We start from the raw sequence: 22,511 nt of genomic DNA, 5'->3' as shown, positions 1-22,511 counted from the left end.
TCAGAGAATATAATGAAACGAAGCATAAAGTATTCTATGAAAGGCGTAAGAAGAATGTCACGAAGAAAGTTGGGATTCTATGATTATCCAGAAGTTTGGCGGGATTGCCATGCAGAATCAACAACAACGGGCAAAGTGTATTCAGCATATTCGACAGGCTTTGTCGAAGCATCGTGCTGTCATCGTTGTAGTATCTGCAATGGGTAGAGGAGGCGACGCCTATTCCACAGACGATTTACTTACTCTTACGGACTCCTTCTCGAAATCCGGCGAAGCCAGAGATTTGGCGGCTGCATGCGGGGAATTGATTGCTTCGGCAGTCTTATCTGCAGAATTATCTACTGAAGGTATAAACAACACGATAATCTATGGACAAAATACAGGCATTCGGACATCAGGCGAATTCTGCAATGCAACAATTGACAAAATAAACAGCACACATATCGTCAATACACTACAAAAGCACTCATGCATCATCGTCCCTGGATTTCAAGGGATGAATATACAGGGGCAGTTTATGACTCTTGGTAGAGGTGGCAGTGATCTGACTGCGATCGCATTAGCATCTGCATTACAAGCCAGTCATGTAGAATTTTTTAAGGATGTACCAGGCGTTATGTCAGCAGATCCTCACAAAACGTCTGACTATAAGCGGTTTGACAAGCTCCTATTTGATGAATTCCTTCCGTTATTAAAATGTGATCGACCTGTTATACAAGAGAAAGCAGCCATTTATGCACAACAAAAAGCGATGCCTCTTCATATACGAGGCATCGGCTCAAATGAGGAAGGTACATGGATTCTTCCTTAGTCTTCATCTATTGATTGTTCAGTTTCAGTTTGCGCTATGAATGCCTGTGTATAGTATTTATTATAAACGCCAATGCCGGTATCGGTGAAGTCGGGATTTAATAAGACATCTCGATGTTTTTGAGAATTCAACCAACCATGCACAGTTTCAATCGCATCAATATAATTGAACGCTATGTTTTCCCCTGCTTTGCTAGGGGTTAGTCCAACCGATTTTAAACGCTCAGTATAAACTTGAACAGGCTCTTCCTCATGGGAGCTATATTTACGAAATATCATTTCCTGGCTATGCTTTCTTGAAAGTATAGCCAGCTTATCATTATAAGATAATAGTGGCAGCTCATGTTCTTCGCGCAACTGATTAGTCAATTCAAACGTCTGTCGTTCCATGGCACGATCTACCTCTGTCTGTACAGTTGACGAAGGTTTAGGTGCTTCCATCATTTCCCCTAAGTACGTCATATCATAAGGTTGATGTTTTACCAAAGTACCTGGGCTAATAAAGCGAACACCTTCAATACCACCATCTATCTGATCAATATATAATTGCACAAATAAATTTTCATATGGAATCAGTATGCGATTTTTTATATCTTCACTATTTAATGAAAATGTATAAATATTTTCTTGAATCTTTACGTCAATCTCGGATTCGATAGGTGTAAACCGATGAATTTCTTGCACATTTTGACCGATTTTAAAAGGAACTATATCCGACGTACTATCAGCAGTATAAATCTGATTCACTTTCCCTTTTAGAACCCCCGCCATAAAACGCGGTCCTTCCGTATAGATCCACCACTCATATTGAAAACTTGAAGGTTCAATCCTAGAAGGCTCACCATATTGTTCTTCCATCTTCTCGACTTTCTGTCCAACAAGTACTGACATACCTTCTGTTGGCCGCGGCATTCCTTCCCCGCCTATCGATGGACCTTTTTCAGGAACGGCTATTGGTGAACCGTGCTGCACTGGTGATTCCAGTAGCTCATTCTCACTTACTTTATCACTCATGAAATAAAAGACTCCCATTACGATAAAAAGCAAAAGAAGAATCTTCCATCCTACTCTCCACATGTAATCTCCCTTTCCACACGTATCTGTTGTTACTTTGTTAGTTTAGCGTACTGCAAAAATCATGTTGTGATGAACATTTATCCTATAATGCAACTTTCCTTTATTGTACAGAAGACACTCGCTCTAGTCACTTATATAAATCAGAAAGAAAGCGTTGACACAATGTTGTCATTGCAAGTAAAATCAATTTGTTTTATGATATAATAGTATACGTATTCGTCAGGATGAACATAGAGGGGGATATACTGATGTATGTTGAAAATATTGGTCTTAAAGGCCTTGTAGCAGATTTACGAGTGATGGAAGAAATTATGAATAAGAATAATCTTGAAATTGATGGACAATGGGATTATGAGCGTGTAACTTTCGACAAGAAGTATATGATCAAGGAAGGTACATACTACTTGCGAGTTTTCGGTGAACTAGTTGAAGGCGATATAGATGGTAGAAAAGCTACAGTACGTCTAAAACAACCAGTTCTAGGAAAGCACTACTATCCACACGGTGTGGAGTATGGCGAAGAAGAAAACTTCCCAGCTAGCTTAGTTAAGGACTGCGAGCTTACGCTAAAGAAAGTATATGATGAGTTAAAGCAATATAGTTTGTAATGATACGAAAAAGCCGAAGAGCTAAATGTTCTTCGGCTTTTTCTACTATTACTCCACTAATTTGGTTATAATAAAAACAGTATCTATGTGGAGGACGATCACTTTTGAAATTGCTGACAAAACGAAATATCATGATTGTGTTCAGTATTATCGTATTATTAGTTATCATATTCTTTATTTTACCCGTTTCCATCCCTATCATTTTAGCGTTGTTGACCGCTATATTTTTAGATCCTCTCGTTAAATGGGTGGAAATGCGATTTAAGTGGAAACGTAAAGTTTCTGTGATTGTGAATTTTATTGTATTTGTTGGAATCAGTGTTTTTCTACTTTACTATACGGTTACCACGCTCATCGGTAAAATAGTTTATTTCACAAAAGAGATTCCAAATTATTTAAATTCCCTCTCAAGTGTATGGATTAACACGCAAAGCAAATTGTTTCAGTACACCGTCGGCATGCCGGAAGATATACTGGCGATGCTGGAAAATGAATTTAATGAAATAATTGAATCGATACGTATTTCAATTATTACACTTTTGAGCTATGACCGGATTTTGGCTTTGATTTCCGATATCCCTAATTTCCTTGTTAGTTTTATCGTGTTTATGATTGCCCTATTCTTATTCATGTTGGAATTACCTAACTTGAAAAAGACTTTCTATTTTCACTTAACAGATGCTACCGCAGAAAAGGTCCACTATATGATGAACAGATTACAATATGTCATATTAGGCTTTGTTAAAGCGCAATTACTAGTTAGTGTAATCATTCTAGTCGTTTCCTTTATCGGATTGTTGCTAATTATTCCCAAATATGCAGTAGTTATGGCTTTAGTTATTTGGATTATCGATATCATTCCGATACTCGGTTCCATTATTATTCTCGCCCCTTGGTCGATCTATCAATATGTTTCAGGCGATATTGCAATGGGTACAAAATTGGCGATATTAGCTGTTATTCTCTTAGTCATCAGACGAACAATCGAACCGAAAGTAATGGGTTCACAAATCGGATTGTCTCCATTACCTACTTTGATTGCGATGTTTATCGGTTTAAAGCTTATCGGATTTCTTGGCTTCTTCATTGGACCATTGCTTGTCATTCTCTTCAATACAGCAAGAGAAGCAGGTATTATCAAACTGAATTTCAAAATTTAATCCCAAAAAGGGATATCTCAATCGAGATATCCCTTTTTGGGTTGTACAGCTATAATGTTCCTAGATAAAAGACTGAAGTCAAACACATTTATATGTAATTCGACTTCAGCCTTAGAACTTTATTAAAATCCGAGAATTGCTTTAAACATCGAAGTAGTTTCTCCGCCTTTGTAAAAGACATACAGCAACAAGTACACAGCGACTCCTGTAATGGCCGTGAAGAACCAGATGATACTTGTAACAGGACCGATTTTACGATGGCGTGCAAGATTGTTCTTCAAGCCTGCATTGATCGTAATAACTCCAAAGACGGCCCCTGTCGTTGCTAGTACGATGTGGAATATTAAAAACACTGTGTAATAAATTTTCAACTCTTCAGGTCCACCAAAAGCAGTGTTGCCTATAAATACAGTTCTAGAGATATAAATAATAAAGAACAGAACTGCAGACACAGCGGCTGCGATCATCGTTTTTTGATGCGCTTCTATCTTTCTTTGTCGGATCAAATTCCAACCAAACGCAACCAAAATAGCAGATAAGATGATGAAAAATGTGCTGATCGTCGGTAATAGTGGTAGTCCCATCCTACACTAACTCCTTTTTGCTCAATCAGCCATGCATCGTCAAATTCTGGCGTTTGAGTAAATCTTGTCTAGTAATTTCTTCCGCATTATCTCTTTCATACTGTGACCAGCTTAAGAAAATGCGGCCGATAACAACTACATAAACGAGTTCCTGGATGACTTTCATCAGGATACCGCCTAATTGCTGATCGTATAACGTAGGCATATTTGTGAACAGCTCAGGTCCCGAGATGCCAAGGCCTGATAGTCCAGCTAGAGTTCCACTTGGCACACATAATGCCATAGCTTGAAGCCACGCTTCACCACTGCTGTATGTTTCGTAAACGGGTACGTCGACAAAGATGATCAACGAACAGGCAGGTGTAATGAGCAAAGCACTCAATATGACATAACCAATTTTTTTCAAGCCGTGTAATTGTGGCTGTCCTTTTACCGTATTGACTACAGGCCACCAGAGACAAATAGCAGAGAAGAAAAGTGTGATGGTGAAAATAGTGTGTAACGGCAAACTTAACTTCACTTGGTCCAAGATCAGTGGATAGTGATACATCGAGAACATAAATGTAAATACTAACAAACTAATAAGCGGTTTAGTCAATAGCATGAATACTTTTCTGAAAAACTTGAAGGATAGAAGCTTTTCCCATATCCAGTTCGGTATACCGATAATGAAGAACGGTGCTACGACTAAAAGCAATAAAGCCATTTGAGCCATATGGACCGAAAATAAAATATGACCAATTAAATCCATTGGAGAACCTTTGACAATATAGAGCAACACCATGGAAGATAAAAAATAAACAGCTTGGTGTTTCTTTAACGGCTGTGACCCTTCGAAACGATCGCGCCATTTAACGGTTATCAGATAATATAAAACGATTCCAAGTGCAATGGCTATTAAGAAATAAGGACTCCACAAAGCCCTAAAACCAAAAATACTTAACGGCAAAACAATCACTCTCCTTTTATAATCAATTCGCTGAATCTACTCTGTATGTAGTGCTGGGATATTCGCAACACACTCAGCATCAAAGCACAAAGTTGACGAAGTTCTTTCCTATGCCTATTATACGAGCTTATAAACGATAACTCAATGTACGAACTTTGACAATTTCATCTAAAAGCGAATGAAAAAAGAGCTTATGGAAGAATCCATAAGCTCTTTCTATTGCTTACCACCAAACGATAGTTACAAATGTAAGTGGGATTAAGAATCCTAGCAAAGCACCTGTAAACATAAACATTTGTGGAATGCCATGTCCTTTTTCATTCATATGCATGAAGTAGTAAAGTTGAAGACCAACTTGTACAGCTGCAAAGAGGAATAATGTTGGAATGATAAAGAATTTTGAGAAACCAGCAACGTCATTTAGATGAGCAAACACCATGGAAAATGATACAAGTGTTAAGAAAATCATCAGAGCAAACATCGCAACTTGACTGCGCATTGATTCTTTTGCACGACGTTGAGACAGTGACTGTTCAGCAGGAGATCTTTTAATCATTTGAACTTCTGACATCAACCGACCACTCCCATCAAGTAGACTACAGTAAAGATGAATACCCAAACTACGTCAATGAAGTGCCAGTAAAGTGAAAATGTATAATATTTAGTTGCATTATACAAGTTCAATCCACGCTTAGAGTTACGGAAGATCAACAATGTGATCCATACTAAACCAACTGCAACGTGGAAGCCGTGTGTTCCTACTAAAGTATAGAACGCAGAACTGAATGCACTATTACTGAACGTAAATCCTTCTTGAACGTAATGAGAGAACTCATACACTTCCAACATTAAGAATCCTAGTCCTAATAATGCTGTAATACCTAACCATAGCTGCATTTTTTTGAAGTTGAAACTCTTCAAATGATACATTGCATACACACTTGTTAGTGATGATGTCAAAAGCAACATCGTCATAACAAATACTAAAGGTAATGTGTATAGCTCTTGTGTTGTGAAACCAAAGCCACTAGGACCTTTGTTTTTCAGTGCCATATATGTTGCGAACAACGTAGCGAAAAGGATTGTCTCTCCACCAAGGAAAAGCCAAAAACCAACAAATTTATTCTTTGCTTCCAAAGTAGCTCTCTCAGGATGAGCGGGCCACGTTTCAGGGGTGAATTTTGTATTCAAATCCATTAGTTACGCCCCCTTTTCATATTCTCTTGATCCTGAAGGATTTGCTCTTTTGTTACATAGTAACCAAGATCATCTTTCAATGAACGAGTTGCCATTGCAACAAATGTAAATGCAAGACCAAAGATTAACACTGGAAGTCCCCAAGATGTTTCTTGGTGGAACATTGCACCGAATCCAGCAATGAAGAGTCCTAGAGACATCAACATTGGAATAATTGAACCATGCGGCATGTGAATATCCGTAATAGGTTCAGCCGGTGTAATCATTTCCTTACTACCTTCCATTTTCTCAATCCATAGAGTATCCAAACCACGAACTAATGGAGTTGCAGGGAAGTTATAGAAAGGTGGTGGAGATGGGATCGCCCACTCAAGTGTACGTCCGTCACCCCAAGGGTCATTTCCAACGCGCTCATTTTTAACAGTTGTCATAATGATATTTATTACCATTACTGTGAATCCAATTGCCATCAAGAGCGCACCGATTGTACTTACCATGTTTGCAATATTCCAGCCTTGTCCGTCCATAAATGTCCACACTCGACGTGGCATTCCCCAGAAACCTAACCAATGTTGAATTAGGAATGTCATGTGGAATCCGACAAAGAAGAATACAAATGTAATTTTACCTAAGAATTCACTTAGCATTGTACCGAACATTTTTGGCCACCAATAGTGAAGTGCCGCAAAAATAGCTAGTACTACTCCACCAACGATAACGTAGTGGAAGTGAGCTACGATGAAATAAGAATCGTGTAACTGATAGTCAAGTGGTGCTGCCCCTTGCATAACGCCTGTTACTCCACCCATTACGAATGAAGGAATAAACGCTAAAGAGTAAAGCATTGGTACTGTAACTTTAATGCTACCGCCCCAAATGGTGAGCAACCAGTTAAAGATTTTAACACCTGTAGGTACAGCAATTGCCATCGTCGCAACTGCGAAGATTGCGTTCGCTGTTGGCCCAAGACCAACTGTAAACATGTGGTGAGCCCATACCATGAATCCTAGGAAACCGATTAATACTGTAGCGAATACCATCGCTGTATAACCGAAAAGACGCTTCCGTGAGAATACAGAGAATATTTCTGAGAAAATACCGAATGCCGGTAAAATCAAGATATATACTTCAGGGTGACCGAATATCCAGAAAATATGCTCCCAGATAATTGTGTTTCCGCCCATTGTATGGTCGAAGAAATTACCACTAAACATTCGATCGAATGTTAAGAAGAACAATCCAACTGTCAATGGAGGGAATGCGAACAAGATCATTGCAGATGCAACAAATGTTGTCCAAGTGAATAGTGGCATACGCATGTACGTCATACCTGGCGCACGCATGTTGATGATCGTAACAAGGAAGTTAATCCCCGCCATCAACGTACCACCACCCGCGATTTGTAAACCAATGGCATAGAAGTCCACACCATGTCCTGGCGAGTGAAGTGATAACGATGCATAAGATGTCCATCCAGCATCTGGAACCTCACCAAACAACCAAGAAATATTTAGGAATAAACCACCAAATACGAACATCCAAAAACCTAATGAGTTAATGAATGGGAACGCTACGTCACGTGCCCCAATCTGAAGCGGCATAATAGCGTTCATAAAACCAAAGAGAATCGGCATGGCTGCCAAGAAAATCATGGTCGTTCCGTGCATTGTAATCAAGTCATTAAAAAGCCCTGCGCTTACGAGATCGTTGTTTGGTGTCATCAACTGAAGACGAATGATCATCGCTTCAATACCACCAAGAACGAAGAAGAATAATCCCCCGAGGAGATACAGAATTCCGATCTTCTTATGGTCGACTGTTGTCAGCCAATCCCATAGCGTTGCGCCAAAGCCACTTTTTTGAGCAACTGAACTCACTGTGTTACCTCCTATTCAATTTCCGTTTGAAAATTATTTTGCGACTTTTAAGCCCATTAAGTATTCAGCTAATGCATCCAATTCTTCATCAGAAATTTGATCTTTACTGAATGAAGGCATTGTGTTGCCTGGCTTGTATTTCTGTGTATCTCGAATCCACTCTTTTAATTCTTTTTCATCGTGTTTAAGGTATCCTGCTACACGATTGCGATCACCAAATGATGTCAAGTTAGGTCCTTGTGCACCAGACTCACCTACACCGGAAACTGCGTGACACCCGATACAGCTTTGAGAGAAGACTTCTTCGCCGTCAGCATTTGCAACAACAGGTTTCTCTGCTGTTTCTTGCATAGCTGCAACCCAACTATCAAATTGGTCTCTCGGTAATGTTTTTACTTTAAAGTCCATCAACGCGTGAGAAGGTCCACATAGCTCAGCACATTTCCCGTAGAAAACGCCGTCTTTCAAGCCTTCAGATTCTTTCTCAAATGATAGATAGAATTTATTCACGTTCTCAACGTTCGTGTCTAACTTACCGCCAACTGACGGTATCCAGAATGAGTGCTTTACGTCTGCTGCAATCAAGTTGAAATAAACTTTTTCATCAGTAGGTACTACTAGTTCCTGAGCCGTAACAATTCCTAGATCAGGATACTCAAACTCCCACCAATATAATTTCGCTGTAACGTCTACTACCAAGTTTTCCGCATTACCATCATCATCAACTGCTCCCATTGCTTGCACATCACCTAATTTATACGTGTAGTGAACAGTAGGAATTGCAAGGATAAGAAGTAATACGATTGGAATGAATGTCCAAATCAGTTCAAGTGTGTGACTTCCTTCTACTTGCTCTGGTATATGATCTTCACCCAATTTGGAACGTCTGAAGCGGAATAATGCAACAGTGTAAATAATTACTACTACAATGATAACCAGTAACATGATGCCTGATGCTAATAGCAACAATTTGAACTGGTCATTAGCGACTTGTCCAGCCGGTTGGAAGGTTGAAATTTCTTCATTACCACAACCTGCCATGAACACAGCAAAAACCGCTAGTAAAGAAAAGAGACGCCACTTTTTGAGTCCTTTAATCATCGCTAACTAATACCTCTCTTTCTAAAAAAATGTTTTTCTACTATGGAGGACTGAATGCCTCTTTATGATGAATTCCTGTTTTAAAGAAAGAATTCCGATACGTTAGATGAATATTGAGAAGATAATCATAGATACAAACAAGATTGTCATGTAATTCAAAGAATAAACAAACATCCCGGTTGCCCACTTCAAATCTTCTTTGGCTTTAAATCCTTTCAGCGCTAGATAAAGCCACCCGACATTCAACAGTGTTGCAAAAACTATAAACGCAGTACCGAGCTCCGATAACAAGAAAGGCAATGGGAACAACAGTAGTACCCACATAAGCATGGACTTTTTCGTCCGCTCAAATCCTTTTACTACAGGTAGCATCGGAATGTTAGCTGCCCGATACTCTTCTGTTCTGCGCATAGCCAACGCATAGAAATGCGGTGGTTGCCATATGAACATGATTAAAAACAATGCCCACGCTCCCATTGGCAGTGTAGGATCAACAGCTGCCCATCCGATAAGGGGTGGTATTGCTCCTGAAAGACTTCCTACTACAGTATTGCTTACATGCCTACGTTTCGACCACATGGAGTACAAAACAACGTAAGCGAATACACCCAGGATGCCTAGCCAACCAGCCATAGATGATGCAGAGAATAATAACACTTCTCCTACCACTAGAAATGTAACGGCTAACGTCATCACAGCGGGAGCTTTAAATCTACCTGTTACTGTCGGTCTCGACTTCGTTCTCGACATAACGGGATCAATATCGCGATCAATCAAGTTATTCATAGCACCTGACGATGCGATGATCAATCCAGTACCTAAAATCGCAAATACCAGTAGATCAAAATTGTGGAGAAAACTTTTACCGGTGAATTGAAATGCCAAAAAAAGACCGGTGAACGTGGTGATCAAATTCGAATTGACAATACCAATTTTGATCAGCGCCAAAAAGTCTTTCCATAAGGTGATTGTCTCTACTTTTGGATCTGCAACTGTCGAAAGCGTTCGACCGTTTGACATAATAACCCTCCTTTCAAAGTTTTCAGCAAAGACCCTATCACCTACTATATCGAAAAACGTCCGCAATTTCTAGACCATTTCTCAATTTATAGCGGTTTCGTGCAACCTTTGTGTCTTTGACCTTCACCTCCTATATAGTAAAGCATTTCTGACTCCCATTTGTGAAGTTAAAGAGACTATTTTATGAACAATTTGTGAAAAGCCTTATACATCAGTGGTTTATTACGTACATGCATTGTGTTTCCAAGAGTTTTTCGTTATCATAAAGCTTGCAATAGCTGCCCTGATTCAACAGAATTCCACGAGATTCACTCATATGTTTCCAGATAATTATTTCTGTTTACCGGGCAAAATTTACTGTAAATCGACCTTTTTATGGTCAATTCAATAGAAGAAGGTGTTTCATACTTGCGATACAACAGATTTTTAAAGTGGTTTGGAGTAGCTTCCACGATCGGAATGCTTGCGATTTTACTTGGTGGAGCTCTCGTTACGAAAACCGACAGCGGCATGGGGTGCGGAAGACATTGGCCGGGATGTAATGGACAACTTATTCCGGATGACATCACAGCAGAAGTATTAATCGAGTTCTCGCACCGTTTAGTAACTGGTGCAGTAGGTATTTTCATCGTCATCTTAGCTGTATGGTCGTGGAAAGCACTTGGTCATGTCCGTGAAACAAAGTTCTTGGCATTCATGGCAATATTTTTCTTGGTTTTACAAGCATTGATAGGAGCAGCACAAGTTTTATGGGGTCAAGGTGACTTTATACTTGCGCTTCACTTCGGTATATCGCTTATCTCATTTGCAGCAGTATTCCTGCTGACATTATTGGTATTTGAAGTGGATCAAAAATTTGATTCAGATAAATTACGTATAGATAATTCAATGCGCTTCCACACAATTGGCGTAACGATTTATTCATACATTGTAATTTACACTGGCGCACTTGTTCGTCATACGGATTCTGGTCTGATCTGTTCTGATTGGCCACTATGCCGCAATAACGAATTTAGCTTACCTAACAACATGTACGAATGGATTCAGATGGGCCATCGTTTGGCTGCCGCCATGATAGTTATATGGATTGGTTTTATCGCTATTCAAGCAATAAAGCATTACAAGAATCAGCGTGTTCTATACTGGGGATGGATCTCAGCATTCGCCTTAGTACTTGCACAAGCCACAACTGGAATGATAGTTGTACTGACGAAGTTGAATCTCTATTTTGCTTTACTACACTCCTTGTTCGTCACTTTATTATTCGGTTTGTTAACTTATCTAGTCCTACTCGTTTCACGAAGTCGTTTGAAGAAGTAACAAGAGGTGTGCAACAGCTGTTTGGCGGCCGTTGCACGCTTTTTGTATACTTATGACAGAAAACAGCTTCCACTGCCCTGAAGGCGTGTGGAAGCTGTTTTTTTAGTGTTCTAATTCAATTAGCAAGTCTCCTGTTGATATAGAATCTCCGGGGCCTGCATATATGGCTTTAACAACACCTGCAAAAGGAGCTTGAATTGTTGTTTCCATTTTCATAGCCTCTGTAATCAGTAAGTGTTCCCCACGTTTTACTCTCGCACCTAACGAAACCGCAACTTGCAAAACAGTTCCAGGCATCGTAGCTGCAATATGGGACTCATTTGTAGGATCAGCCTTTTGTTTCGCCTCATCTTTTGTTTCCACTTGGAAATCTTGAATGATAATTTCACGTGACTGACCGTTCAACTCAAAGTATAGCACCCGTGTTCCGTCCGGATTTGGCTCACCAATTGATACTAGTTTGACGATAAGGGTTTTCCCGAACTCAATCTCGATTTCGATTTCTTCACCTAAACGTAAACCGTATAAGAATTCAGGAGTATTGATGACGGAAACATCACCAAACTGTTTTCTCGTTTCGATGTACTCATCAAACACTTTCGGATACAAGACGTAAGCTAGCGCATCATGCATAGTAGCTGGTTTGCCCATTTTCTCCGTTAGCTTCTTAAGTACGTCTTGGAAGTTCACCGGCGCCAATAACTCACCGGGACGAACAGTGATGGCTTTGCGACCTTTCAATATTACTTCCTGCAACTCTTTAGGGAAGCCGCCATACGGTTGACCGATTGAACCTTCGAAGAACTCAATAACAGATTCAGGGAAATCAATTGTTTGTCCCTTTTCAATAACCGTATGCTCATCCAATTCATTTTGCACCATGAACAACGCCATATCCCCTACTACTTTGGATGAAGGTGTTACTTTGACAATGTCTCCAAAGAGGAAGTTCACGCGGGAGTACATTTTCTTCACTTCTTCCCAGCGTTCTCCCAGTCCAACGGCTTTAGACTGTTGTTGTAGATTTGAATATTGTCCCCCTGGCATTTCATGTACATAGATCTCTGAATGCGGACTGTTCATACCACTCTCAAACGGTTTGTAGTATTTTCGTACATCTTCCCAGTAGTGCGACAGTTTTTCTAATGACTCTGTATTTGCACGAACATGTCGTTTATTATTTTGCATGGCGTAAGCAAGTGAATTGGCAGATGGTTGTGACGTCATACCCGCCATGGACCCAATTGCTGTATCGACAATGTCGACACCAGCATCAATTGCTTTAGCATACATATAAATACCGTTACCGCTCGTATCATGCGTATGCAAATGAATTGGCAGACTTGTTGACGCTTTCAATTCTGACACTAGACGATAAGCCGCTTCAGGCTTCAACAATCCTGCCATGTCTTTGATTGCCAATATATGAGCACCGACTGCTTCGAGCTCTTTGGCCATCTCTTTGTAGTAGTTGACCGTATATTTGGCACGGTTGTCGTCCAGAATATCACCTGTATAACAAATCGTTGCTTCTGCAATCTTTCCTGTCGAACGTGCTTCATCAATTGCGACTTCCATGCCTTTGATCCAATTCAAGCTGTCGAATATTCGGAATACATCAATACCTGATGAAGCCGATTCTTTTATGAATTCACGAATGACGTTATCGGGGGTAGTTTGTATAACCAACGGCATTGGCCCCTCTGAATAGCATCTGGAACAACACATTAGGAACTTGCTCACGTAATTTCTCCAGTCGATCCCACGGGCTTTCTTTTAAGAAACGGTACGCTACATCGAATGTCGCGCCACCCCACATCTCAAATGAGAAGAGATCAGGTAATAGATGCGCACTTTCCGTTGCAATTTGTGTTAACTCTTTCGTTCTCATACGCGTAGCCAACAAAGACTGATGCGCATCGCGGAACGTAGTATCTGTCAATAGTACATCGTCTTGCTCCAACACCCATTTGACTAATCCATCTGCACCTTGCTCATCTAAAATTTGTTTCGTTCCCTTTTGTACTGGCGCACTGTAATCGATTTTAGGGATACGTACTGGATGGAGAACTGGACGTGTCGCATCATCAATACCAGGGAATCCATTAATAGTGACATTTCCAAGATAAGATAACATTTTCGTTCCTCTATCTTGTTTCTTGGCAAATGCAAATAACTCAGGCGTTTCATCGATAAAGCTTGTGTTGTACTCGCCTGATAGGAAGTTTTCATGGCACACTACATTTTCCAGGAAAGGAATATTTGTTTTAATTCCACGTATTCTGAATTCCTTCAAATTTCTGTGCATTTTGCTTGCAGCATCCCCAAATGTCTGTCCCCAAGTTGAAACTTTTACTAACAGCGAATCATAGTAAGGACTGATAACAGATCCTTGGTACGCATTACCCGTATCCAAGCGAACACCGAATCCGCCACTTGAACGATAGACCATTACTTTGCCTGTATCCGGCATGAAATCATTTAACGGATCTTCCGTCGTGACACGGGACTGTATTGCGTAACCAAATAACGGAATATCCTGTTGTACTGGAATGTTAACCTTTTCAGAATGAAGAGACTCTCCTGCAGCAATCATAATCTGTGATTGAACGATATCAATTCCCGTAATCATTTCAGTAATTGTATGCTCCACTTGAATCCGTGGATTGACTTCGATGAAATAGAAGGAATCATCAGCTACTAAAAATTCTACTGTACCCGCGTTAATATACGATATATTTTTTGATAGTTTAACAGCTGCATCGCAAATTGCATGCCGTAATTCTTCCGTAAGTGAAATGGAAGGAGCAATTTCCACTACCTTTTGGTGGCGGCGCTGAATTGAACAGTCACGTTCGTACAAATGGACAATTTCCCCATATGTATCACCTAGTATTTGTACTTCTATGTGTTTAGGTTTCGTAATATATTTCTCTACATACACCTCATCCGAGCCAAACGCAGATTTCGCTTCGGATTTCGCGCGATTAAACGCTTCTTGTACTTCTTCTGGTGATTGGACGATACGCATACCGCGTCCCCCGCCGCCTAAAGAAGCTTTAATAATAATAGGATAGCCATGCTGCTCACCAAAACTAGCAACCTCTTCAACTGAAGTAACTGGTCCATCACTACCTGGGATAACCGGGATGTCAGCTAATATTGCTTGCTCTCTAGCTTTTACTTTATCGCCAAACATTTCTAAATGTCTGGATGTCGGGCCAATAAAGATAATCCCTTCTTCTTCTAGACGTGCAGCGAACTGGGCATTCTCTGCTAAAAAACCATAGCCTGGATGAATTGCATCGACATTTGCTTTCTTGGCGATGTCGATAATCCCTTCAATATCCAAGTATGCATCGATAGGTTTCTTACCCTCACCTATTAAAAATGACTGATCGGACTTGTAACGATGTAGAGATGCACGGTCTTCTGCTGAATAAATACCTACTGTAGCAATGCCTAATTCTGTACATGCTCGAAATACACGAATTGCAATCTCGCCGCGATTCGCGACTAGTACTTTCTTGATCTCTCTTCTCTCCACCAACAAATCCATCCCCTCTATTCTGATCTCTCATACTTCACAAACATCGAAACGTTCATCAGTATGCCAAGCGCAATCGACAAGAATACAACCGATGTACCACCATAACTAATAAATGGCAACGTAACACCTGTTAACGGAATCAATCCTGTCAATCCTCCTAAGTTCACTAGTGTTTGAATAGCAATTAAACTACCAACACCAGCTGCGAGCATTCTTGCATGTGCGTCTTTTGTACGCAGTGCAACAGAAAACGCTCTCATCACAATGAAAAAGAGTCCCCCTAGAACAAGTGTCGTTCCAAGTATTCCAGTTTCTTCAGAGATTACTGCCATGATAACATCAGTATGTGGCTCAGGTAAATAGCCAAGTTTCTGAATACTGTTTCCTAAGCCTACTCCTTTAAGCCCTCCAGCACCGATTGCAATGTATCCATTGACTATTTGTAAGCCTGAACCTTGTATGTATTCAAAGGGATCTGTAAAGGCTAAAAAACGCCCCATGCGTGAAGCAGTCATGACTGTTTCCCACTTAATCCACAACACAATACCGATCAACACACCTAATAATGCAAAGAAACGACTGATGATCAAGTAATTTTTTACTTTCATGCCGCTTGCCATAATTACGGATATAGCTACCAAGAACAAAATCATAGTCGCACCAAAGTCTGGTTCTAGCAACACTAATAGCAAAGATGCGGTTAAAACAGAGAATGTCGGAAAAATTGTAGTTCTGATTTCATCCAATGTGCCTGCGTAGTATTTATTTGCAAATACTCCAGAAAAATAAACGATAAAAGCAATTTTCGCTATTTCTGTCGGCTGTAAGTTACCAAGTCCAAATGGCATAGTAATCCAGCTCTTTGCACCTACTGTGTCACCGCCGAAGCCGATGAACTTTACTAGGATCAATAAGCTAAACATCAATATTAGCGTGCCGTAAAGGAACTTTTTATTCCTATAATGTCGGTACGGTATAATTGAGACCATAAGGAACGCTGGAATTGCTAAGGCCAGGTTCTTCAACTGTTTTATAAAGAAGTGCGATGGTTCATAATTATAGATATTTACCGCCCAGACTATACTTGCACTGTAAATCATAATCAATCCAAATACACAGAGCAGCAAGTATACGATAAATAATGGATAGTCAAAATTGCGTAAAATTCGATTCATATAAGTCTTCATTTGTTAGTACCTCATCGTCCTAAATAAAAAACTCAAACCGTTGGAGTAGTTTGAGTCTTCCATTTATTTATTTGTATACAGTTCATGTAAGATATTTAACTCTTTTTCCAGTACAGAGATTATTTCACGGCCTTTGTCTTGTTCGACTAAACCAAGCTTTACAGCAAAATCAATCTCACGGGATAACCCGTACATTTGCGTATCAAGCACTTCCTCATATAGTGGGCATTGCGGCATCGTTAAATTATCCATTTGAACTTTGATCAGTTTTGCAATTTTATCCGCATCAATTTGCAATTGTTTCATGGCTTGTTCTTTATACGTATCTTGAACTTCTATATCCATGGAGACGCCCCCATTATTCATTATTCCCGCAAGGTGTTAATGATTAAATTGTATCTTTTGCTCTTGCAAAATGCAAGTGTTACCCAATGAAAAATATGAACTGAAATGAAATCCTTTTCACTTCTTCTATGAAAAGGTATACTTACTCTAGTGACTATGGAATGAGGGGGAAGTATTTTGGAACTTATTATACCGATTACCGGAAATGTAAAACATGCAATCACACTGGATCCAACTGTTTGGATATTTGATGATCGACGTATCGATCTGGATGAATTCTTCACTGAGGAATTTGTCGAGAAAGATGAAATGGAAGAGTATAAAGAGAAAATGGGTAAACACTGGTCTAGAGAGATTATGGAAGGTGCCATTCAACCACCTACATTAAAAAGTGAAAAGCGTTATGAAAAAGATAAAATGTTATCTAGTAGCTTTGGTATTATATTAAAACCATTCATACACAATGCGGTTCCATCAGCAAACGCTACAACATTTACGCTTATTACGGAAGATGATAAATACACGTATCCACTTGAGGAAGCAGCCAACATTATATTCAAATTCAGTCATAAAGGTAAACCTCTTCGAGAAGATGGTCCTGTACATGTACTGTTTAAAGACGGTTCGAATGAAGATTCTCCGATCCGTCATGTTCAAGCGATCCAAGTGGATTGAAGGAGAGGATCGAATGCGCGTTAAATGTGTCCTTTGTGACGAAATCGATCATTTAGAAGATGATAATCCACTTGCTAAGAAACTGAGAAATCGGCCTATTCATACGTATATGTGCCCTACTTGCAGGGAGCGGATTAGCGATTTGACAGAGAAACGAATTGCAACCGGTAACTTTGTTTTTTATCGCAGCTCACATCTTACAGAAAAAGATTTTTAATCATATAAAAAGACTCCGTTACTGAGTAACGGAGTCTTTTTTGTGTTCATTCATGCGACGAACTCGATAGATAATGAGAATGGCAGCAGCTACGAACAGTCCTTCCACGATAGGAAGGAAGAAGGCTAAAAATGTCAATATTAAGCATCCTATAAATAGGAATGCATATATGATAAAGTTCTGCCAAAAACTGATCTTTCTCGCAAATCCAAGCTTATACACAATAGCAGACATGATGAAAACGAGGGCGAACAGAATATAGCCGGCAGCCGAGAAACTCGGCGCAAATTCATAGATCATGCGCGCAGTGCCCGACATTCGATTATAGACCATTTCTGAATCCTCTACTCTCATTTCATACATCCCCTTCTATTTATATTATTCGCCAAGTTTTTTCTTTTTGTTTACACGTTCGCGTTCACTCTTATCGAGAACTTTCTTGCGCAAACGAATTGTTTGTGGTGTAACTTCACAGTACTCGTCATCACCAATGTATTGTAGTGCTTCTTCAAGCGATAAAATACGTGGTTTTTTCGTTGTAACTGTTTGGTCTTTCGTAGCAGAACGAACGTTAGTAGCGTGCTTGATTTTCGTTAAGTTGATTGTCAAGTCGCTATCACGATTACTTTCTCCAACTACCATACCTGCATAGATTTCCGCTCCTGTTTCTACAAACATAGTTCCGCGGTCTTCTAATTGCATTACACCGTAACCCGTTACAGTACCGTTCTCCATTGAAACTAGAACACCGTGACGTCTGCCACCGATTTTACCTGTAGTGACTGGCTTATAGCTATCAAACGTGTGGTTCAGGATTCCATATCCACGTGTTAACGTAAGGAAATCTGTAGTGTAACCAATCAATCCACGAGCCGGTACCAAGAAGATTAAACGCACTTGTCCGTTACCGTTATTGATCATATCCAACATTTCACCTTTACGCTCACCGATAGATTCGATGATAGATCCAGTGTGTTCTTCCGGTACATCAATTTGAACGCGCTCATAAGGCTCGCTACGCTTACCATCGATTTCACGGATGATTACTTGAGGTTTGGACACTTGAAGTTCGAATCCTTCACGACGCATGTTTTCAATGAGAATAGACAAGTGAAGTTCTCCACGTCCAGATACAATCCATTCGTCCGGAGAATCTGTTGGTTCTACTCGCAATGAAACATCAGTCTCAAGCTGTTGATCCAAACGTTCTTGAATCTTACGTGCCGTTACCCATTTACCTTCGCGGCCTGCGAATGGACTGTTGTTCACTAGGAAACGCATTTGCAGTGTCGGCTCATCAATATGAAGCTCAGGAAGTGCTTCTTGATGATCAGTTGGACATACTGTCTCGCCGACATCAATATCGCCCATTCCAGAAACAGCTACCAAGTCACCAGAATATGCTTCTTGTACTTCGACTCTTTTCAAGCCCATGAATCCGTATAATTTTGTTACACGCAAAGTCTTTACAGAACCATCACGCTTAAGAACAGCAACTGACTCTCCAACTTTCATCGTTCCACGGAAAATACGACCGATTCCGATACGACCAACATAGTCGTTGTAATCAAGTAGTGATACTTGGAACTGAAGTGGTTCGTCACGATTGTCGATTGGTGATGGAATGTTTTTAAGAATTGACTCATAAAGAACACGTAATGTGTCTTCTTGTGTTTCAGGATCAGGAGAAAGACTTGCTGTACCGTTGAATCCTGAAGCATAAACAACTGGGAATTCCAATTGCTCATCATTTGCATCAAGCTCAATGAATAATTCAAGTACTTCGTCTACTACTTCTTCTGGTCTTGCAAACTCACGGTCAATTTTATTTACAACAACAATTGGCTTCAAGTTTGTTTCCAAAGCTTTTTTCAATACGAAACGAGTTTGTGGCATACAGCCTTCGAATGCGTCAACAACTAAAATTACGCCATCAACCATGCGCAAGATTCGTTCTACTTCGCCACCAAAGTCAGCGTGACCTGGTGTATCCAAGATGTTGATTTTTGTGTCATTATATTCAATAGCCGTGTTTTTAGCTAGAATCGTAATTCCTCGCTCACGCTCTAATTCGTTTGAGTCCATTGCGCGGTCATCAACGTGCTCGTTCGAACGGAAAATACCGGATTGTTTAAGTAATTGATCGACTAATGTCGTTTTACCATGGTCTACGTGGGCAATAATTGCAATATTTCTAAGATCAGTACGTTCGTTTGTCATTTTTTCACTCCGTTTATCTTTATTTCAGATGTTCAACTGTGTTATTATAGCACAAGATAGTTCAATTAAATAACATTTTAAATTATATGGAGGGATTTTTTTGAAAGACATTAAGTGGATTTTCGTAATTTATTCACTGGGCGCCGTACTTTCCATGTCTGCAATAGGTGTCGGAGTAGGTATGCGTAGCATACTAGTTGTCATTCTGGCCATTGTCGCTCTAATTTTAATAATGGGTAACGGATTCAAAACAAAAGCACGTATGCGTAGGGAAGGCACGCTTTAAACAGCTTAAAGGGACTGTACATTAAACCACTTAGGTTTAACAAACAGCCCCTTTTTTATTTTAGTCGGATGTATTTCGATAAAATCTCCTCATGCAATCCTGGACGTGTGACAATAAATGTGTCAGATCCAAGAAGATGTGGGTTTTCGCCCTCTAAATTCGTCGCCACAGCTCCTACTTCTTGTGCAATGACGATCCCTCCAGCAATATCCCAAGGCGCTAGTCGCATAGATATATACGCGTCAATTCTTCCAGATGATACATATGCTAGCTCAATCGCCGCTGAACCGTATGATCGCGTTCCACGACAACGAGTGATAAGTTCGATTATTTTTTCATTTTCCACTCGTTCATTTGGCGCAACCCAACTAGCATTGATACCAATAATTGCTTCTTCAAGTGGTGTGATTTCCAGCTGCGGAAGTCGCTCATCATTAAAATAAGCCCCCTCATCTTTCGCCGCATGGTATAACTCATCCCGCATTACATCATATATGTAGCCCAGCATCCCCACGCCGTCTACATAAATCCCCAATGAAATCGCAAAGTTTCTTCTTTGATGGATAAAATTCATCGTTCCGTCAATTGGATCCAAGAACCAGACTACTCCGTCAAGCGAAGAAATCTTATCTCCAAATCCCTCTTCTGAAACCATTTTATGCTCCGGAAAATCTTGTCTTACCCGTTCAATAAAAAAGCTTTCCACTTCCCTATCGATATTGGTAACCAAATCATTAGCGTCTGCCTTTGAATCGATGTCAATTGTACTAAAAAAAGACACTCGTATTTTGTGGCCAGCCTCTTTGATTAACGATTTTGCATATCGATCTATCGCATTAAGATTCATTCTGCCACCTCTTCCCATTCCGACTAGTGCTAGTATAACACAGAGGTAACGGAACAAAAGAGATAACGGTTACAGGGTATTAAGTAAAAAGACACCCCGTCACATTTTCTTCAAATCTGAAGTAAATGGGGATGTCTTTTGCATAAGTCATACTTACATCGAGAAAACATTCAGCGTCTCCAATTCGTTGTGAATTTCACTTAACCTTAGTTTACTTTTATCAACTTGAACCGTGTCTTGATCTTGCAGGGCATCGTATAGAGTAGCTAATTCATAATCCAATTCCAATTGTAAAGTTCTCACATATTCTCTCTCAACATCTTCTTTTCGGATAAAATGAACGACCTGTTTCATAAGTAGCACCCCTTTTAAGTTAATATTTGACTCTAACCGTCTTATAATAAGATATGCGAAAATTCCGACTCCTATTGGTTAGAAGCCTTGTTATTTTAAATTATTCCCCGTTTACTGATAAGATAAACGTAGTCACTACAAACTGGAGGAGATTTTCTTGATTCAGTCTTATTGGTCATCAAATGATTTCGATGTTTTTACCATTGATGGCTTGGATAATCGCATGAAAGCTTTGCAAGAAAAGATACAACCTAAGTTCAAAGATTTAGGAAATCATTTTGCACACCGCCTTTCCGCACACGGTACGGGTGAGTTTTTTCCACATGTTGCAAAACACGCAAGACGAACTGTAAATCCGCCACGAGATAGCTGGGTGGCATTCGCTCCTGCTAAGAGAGGTTATAAAGCGTTACCTCACTTTCAGATTGGCTTATGGGGCACTCATTTATTCATCGTGCTTGCAATTATTTATGAAAATCCTGATAAAAAAGGGATTGCTGAACGTTTAGAAAAGAACTTGAACGTACTAACTTCTTTACCTGATGATTTTGTGGTATCAGGAGATCACATGAAACCTGATGCCGAGCGTATTAGCGAAGTAGGTAAAGAAGGCCTTGAGAAGTTATTGGATCGTCTGCAAACGGTGAAAAAGGCAGAGTTTTTAGTTGGTCGCCATCTACCACAAGAAGAAGCGGCAAAGCTAAATGAGGAGCAATTTTACGAGTATGCAGAAGATACGTTCACGAAGTTATTGCCTGTTTATGATGTAGTTATTCATTCTTTTGATTGAAAAAATATTACAGTAAATTAGAGATGCCCCTGAAGTTATAGTGGGCATCTTTTTTATATGAGTGAAAGTTCAAAGTCAAAGACTTCGAAGTAGTAAGTGAGTTTGTGAGTAGGAGGGATGGAAGCTCCAGTTGGGGGGACGCTTTTCCATGGGTCCGCGGGAAGAGCCGTTACGGAGAACGGCTTTTGCGAGTAAAAGCGAAGCGTTAGGAGCACAAATCCCTACTCAACACTCTTAGCCGTCACTTTTCTATCGTCATCCTTTATCTACCCACTGAAACCCAAAAAAGAAGCTGTCCTAGATAGCCATTTAAAATAATGACTTCTAAAACAACTCC

The 22,511-nt window shown here is 40.0% G+C and carries 22 protein-coding genes and 1 pseudogene; 8 read left to right on the top strand and 15 right to left on the bottom strand.

Going from position 1 to position 22,511, the window contains the following annotated elements; all coding sequences use genetic code 11:
* Positions 1–79: 79 nt before the first annotated feature.
* A complete protein-coding gene (locus CSV76_RS00410) occupies positions 80–811 on the top strand; it encodes an amino acid kinase family protein (protein ID WP_085428542.1) in 732 nt (243 codons plus the stop codon).
* On the opposite strand, the gene CSV76_RS00405 is transcribed toward CSV76_RS00410, so the two are convergent.
* A complete protein-coding gene (locus CSV76_RS00405; protein WP_158232589.1) occupies positions 808–1,824 on the bottom strand; it encodes a CAP domain-containing protein in 1,017 nt (338 codons plus the stop codon). The two genes, CSV76_RS00410 and CSV76_RS00405, sit on opposite strands and share 4 nt — an antisense overlap.
* A 311-nt stretch (positions 1,825–2,135) precedes the next feature.
* On the opposite strand from CSV76_RS00405, the gene CSV76_RS00400 reads away from it, so the two are divergent.
* Positions 2,136–2,495: a YugN family protein gene (locus tag CSV76_RS00400; RefSeq protein ID WP_099624459.1), complete on the top strand. Its 360-nt coding sequence runs from the start codon at positions 2,136–2,138 to the stop codon at positions 2,493–2,495.
* Between the two features lie 104 nt (positions 2,496–2,599).
* The gene (gene ytvI / locus CSV76_RS00395; RefSeq protein WP_099624458.1) at positions 2,600–3,655 is read left to right on the top strand and encodes a sporulation integral membrane protein YtvI; all 1,056 of its coding nucleotides are present in this window, start codon (positions 2,600–2,602) and stop codon (positions 3,653–3,655) included.
* 122 nt (positions 3,656–3,777) lie between these two features.
* On the opposite strand, the gene CSV76_RS00390 is transcribed toward ytvI, so the two are convergent.
* The 7 genes from CSV76_RS00390 to cyoE form a co-directional block, all read right to left on the bottom strand.
* Positions 3,778–4,239 carry a DUF420 domain-containing protein gene (locus CSV76_RS00390; RefSeq protein WP_099624457.1) on the bottom strand — a complete coding sequence of 154 codons (462 nt, stop codon included), beginning with the start codon at positions 4,237–4,239 and terminating at the stop codon, positions 3,778–3,780.
* A 25-nt stretch (positions 4,240–4,264) separates the two neighbouring features.
* Positions 4,265–5,188, bottom strand: a complete 924-nt coding sequence (ctaG, locus tag CSV76_RS00385; protein WP_085428538.1) for a cytochrome c oxidase assembly factor CtaG — start codon at positions 5,186–5,188, stop codon at positions 4,265–4,267.
* 223 nt (positions 5,189–5,411) lie between these two features.
* Positions 5,412–5,759, bottom strand: a complete 348-nt coding sequence (locus tag CSV76_RS00380; protein ID WP_085428536.1) for a cytochrome C oxidase subunit IV family protein — start codon at positions 5,757–5,759, stop codon at positions 5,412–5,414.
* On the bottom strand, positions 5,759–6,385 hold the full coding sequence (locus CSV76_RS00375; protein ID WP_085428535.1) for a cytochrome (ubi)quinol oxidase subunit III: 627 nt from the start codon (positions 6,383–6,385) through the stop codon (positions 5,759–5,761). The genes CSV76_RS00380 and CSV76_RS00375 overlap by 1 nt, the downstream gene beginning before the upstream one ends.
* A complete protein-coding gene (locus tag CSV76_RS00370) occupies positions 6,385–8,262 on the bottom strand; it encodes a cytochrome c oxidase subunit I (protein WP_085428534.1) in 1,878 nt (625 codons plus the stop codon). The genes CSV76_RS00375 and CSV76_RS00370 overlap by 1 nt, the downstream gene beginning before the upstream one ends.
* Positions 8,263–8,295: 33 nt before the next feature.
* Positions 8,296–9,363: a cytochrome c oxidase subunit II gene (gene coxB, locus CSV76_RS00365; RefSeq protein WP_099624456.1), complete on the bottom strand. Its 1,068-nt coding sequence runs from the start codon at positions 9,361–9,363 to the stop codon at positions 8,296–8,298.
* A 102-nt stretch (positions 9,364–9,465) separates the two neighbouring features.
* Positions 9,466–10,383 carry a heme o synthase gene (cyoE, locus tag CSV76_RS00360; RefSeq protein WP_099624455.1) on the bottom strand — a complete coding sequence of 306 codons (918 nt, stop codon included), beginning with the start codon at positions 10,381–10,383 and terminating at the stop codon, positions 9,466–9,468.
* Between the two features lie 375 nt (positions 10,384–10,758).
* On the opposite strand from cyoE, the gene CSV76_RS00355 reads away from it, so the two are divergent.
* Entirely contained in the window at positions 10,759–11,703 is a 945-nt protein-coding gene (locus CSV76_RS00355; RefSeq protein ID WP_085428531.1) for a COX15/CtaA family protein, read from the top strand.
* Positions 11,704–11,805: 102 nt separating this feature from the next.
* On the opposite strand, the pseudogene CSV76_RS00350 reads toward CSV76_RS00355, so the two are convergent.
* The 3 genes and pseudogenes from CSV76_RS00350 to CSV76_RS00340 all read right to left on the bottom strand — a co-directional run bounded on the left by CSV76_RS00350 (position 11,806) and on the right by CSV76_RS00340 (position 16,785).
* Positions 11,806–15,253, bottom strand: a pseudogene (locus tag CSV76_RS00350) (pyruvate carboxylase).
* 14 nt (positions 15,254–15,267) lie between these two features.
* On the bottom strand, positions 15,268–16,428 hold the full coding sequence (locus CSV76_RS00345; RefSeq protein ID WP_335696130.1) for an FtsW/RodA/SpoVE family cell cycle protein: 1,161 nt from the start codon (positions 16,426–16,428) through the stop codon (positions 15,268–15,270).
* Positions 16,429–16,503: 75 nt separating this feature from the next.
* Entirely contained in the window at positions 16,504–16,785 is a 282-nt protein-coding gene (locus tag CSV76_RS00340) for an Fpa/YlaN family protein (protein ID WP_085428528.1), read from the bottom strand.
* Positions 16,786–16,962: 177 nt separating this feature from the next.
* Between CSV76_RS00340 and CSV76_RS00335 the strand changes: the two genes are divergently transcribed.
* Together CSV76_RS00335 and CSV76_RS00330 are read left to right on the top strand one after the other, a co-directional pair.
* Positions 16,963–17,460 (top strand): hypothetical protein, encoded by a 498-nt coding sequence (locus tag CSV76_RS00335; RefSeq protein WP_085428527.1) that lies wholly within the window; start codon positions 16,963–16,965, stop codon positions 17,458–17,460.
* Between the two features lie 13 nt (positions 17,461–17,473).
* The gene (locus CSV76_RS00330) at positions 17,474–17,677 is read left to right on the top strand and encodes a YlaI family protein (protein WP_085428526.1); all 204 of its coding nucleotides are present in this window, start codon (positions 17,474–17,476) and stop codon (positions 17,675–17,677) included.
* Between the two features lie 18 nt (positions 17,678–17,695).
* On the opposite strand, the gene CSV76_RS00325 is transcribed toward CSV76_RS00330, so the two are convergent.
* Both CSV76_RS00325 and typA read right to left on the bottom strand, forming a co-directional pair.
* Positions 17,696–18,031 (bottom strand): YlaH-like family protein, encoded by a 336-nt coding sequence (locus CSV76_RS00325; protein ID WP_335696111.1) that lies wholly within the window; start codon positions 18,029–18,031, stop codon positions 17,696–17,698.
* A 24-nt stretch (positions 18,032–18,055) separates the two neighbouring features.
* Positions 18,056–19,897: a translational GTPase TypA gene (gene typA, locus CSV76_RS00320; protein WP_085428524.1), complete on the bottom strand. Its 1,842-nt coding sequence runs from the start codon at positions 19,895–19,897 to the stop codon at positions 18,056–18,058.
* A 100-nt stretch (positions 19,898–19,997) separates the two neighbouring features.
* Between typA and CSV76_RS00315 the strand changes: the two genes are divergently transcribed.
* Positions 19,998–20,183, top strand: coding sequence for a YlaF family protein (locus tag CSV76_RS00315; RefSeq protein ID WP_085428523.1), 186 nt, complete (start codon positions 19,998–20,000; stop codon positions 20,181–20,183).
* Between the two features lie 55 nt (positions 20,184–20,238).
* Here CSV76_RS00315 and CSV76_RS00310 read toward each other — a convergent pair whose 3' ends face one another.
* Together CSV76_RS00310 and CSV76_RS00305 are read right to left on the bottom strand one after the other, a co-directional pair.
* Positions 20,239–21,030, bottom strand: a complete 792-nt coding sequence (locus tag CSV76_RS00310) for an inositol monophosphatase family protein (RefSeq protein ID WP_085428522.1) — start codon at positions 21,028–21,030, stop codon at positions 20,239–20,241.
* A gap of 153 nt (positions 21,031–21,183) precedes the next feature.
* Positions 21,184–21,384, bottom strand: a complete 201-nt coding sequence (locus CSV76_RS00305) for a hypothetical protein (protein WP_085428521.1) — start codon at positions 21,382–21,384, stop codon at positions 21,184–21,186.
* A gap of 160 nt (positions 21,385–21,544) precedes the next feature.
* Here CSV76_RS00305 and CSV76_RS00300 point away from each other — a divergent pair, with 160 nt between their 5' ends.
* Positions 21,545–22,174: a YktB family protein gene (locus tag CSV76_RS00300; protein ID WP_099624596.1), complete on the top strand. Its 630-nt coding sequence runs from the start codon at positions 21,545–21,547 to the stop codon at positions 22,172–22,174.
* Positions 22,175–22,511: the final 337 nt, after the last annotated feature.

The sequence above is a fragment of the Sporosarcina sp. P17b genome (assembly GCF_002743115.1).
GTDB lineage: Bacteria > Bacillota > Bacilli > Bacillales_A > Planococcaceae > Sporosarcina > Sporosarcina ureae_C.
Note: the sequence above shows the minus strand (reverse complement) of the source record. Positions and strands in the feature narration are given on the sequence as shown.

Excerpts from the sequence above, each read along its gene's own strand:
- CSV76_RS00410 (WP_085428542.1), top strand. The coding sequence starts at position 80 with ATGATTATCCAGAAGTTTGGCGGGATTGCCATGCAGAATCAACAACAA.
- CSV76_RS00405 (WP_158232589.1), bottom strand. The coding sequence starts at position 1,824 with ATGAGTGATAAAGTAAGTGAGAATGAGCTACTGGAATCACCAGTGCAG.
- CSV76_RS00400 (WP_099624459.1), top strand. The coding sequence starts at position 2,136 with ATGTATGTTGAAAATATTGGTCTTAAAGGCCTTGTAGCAGATTTACGA.
- CSV76_RS00390 (WP_099624457.1), bottom strand. The coding sequence starts at position 4,239 with ATGGGACTACCACTATTACCGACGATCAGCACATTTTTCATCATCTTA.
- CSV76_RS00380 (WP_085428536.1), bottom strand. The coding sequence starts at position 5,759 with ATGTCAGAAGTTCAAATGATTAAAAGATCTCCTGCTGAACAGTCACTG.
- CSV76_RS00375 (WP_085428535.1), bottom strand. The coding sequence starts at position 6,385 with ATGGATTTGAATACAAAATTCACCCCTGAAACGTGGCCCGCTCATCCT.
- coxB (WP_099624456.1), bottom strand. The coding sequence starts at position 9,363 with ATGATTAAAGGACTCAAAAAGTGGCGTCTCTTTTCTTTACTAGCGGTT.
- cyoE (WP_099624455.1), bottom strand. The coding sequence starts at position 10,383 with ATGTCAAACGGTCGAACGCTTTCGACAGTTGCAGATCCAAAAGTAGAG.
- CSV76_RS00355 (WP_085428531.1), top strand. The coding sequence starts at position 10,759 with ATGGTCAATTCAATAGAAGAAGGTGTTTCATACTTGCGATACAACAGA.
- CSV76_RS00345 (WP_335696130.1), bottom strand. The coding sequence starts at position 16,428 with ATGAATCGAATTTTACGCAATTTTGACTATCCATTATTTATCGTATAC.
- CSV76_RS00340 (WP_085428528.1), bottom strand. The coding sequence starts at position 16,785 with ATGGATATAGAAGTTCAAGATACGTATAAAGAACAAGCCATGAAACAA.
- CSV76_RS00330 (WP_085428526.1), top strand. The coding sequence starts at position 17,474 with ATGCGCGTTAAATGTGTCCTTTGTGACGAAATCGATCATTTAGAAGAT.
- CSV76_RS00325 (WP_335696111.1), bottom strand. The coding sequence starts at position 18,031 with ATGAGAGTAGAGGATTCAGAAATGGTCTATAATCGAATGTCGGGCACT.
- typA (WP_085428524.1), bottom strand. The coding sequence starts at position 19,897 with ATGACAAACGAACGTACTGATCTTAGAAATATTGCAATTATTGCCCAC.
- CSV76_RS00310 (WP_085428522.1), bottom strand. The coding sequence starts at position 21,030 with ATGAATCTTAATGCGATAGATCGATATGCAAAATCGTTAATCAAAGAG.
- CSV76_RS00305 (WP_085428521.1), bottom strand. The coding sequence starts at position 21,384 with ATGAAACAGGTCGTTCATTTTATCCGAAAAGAAGATGTTGAGAGAGAA.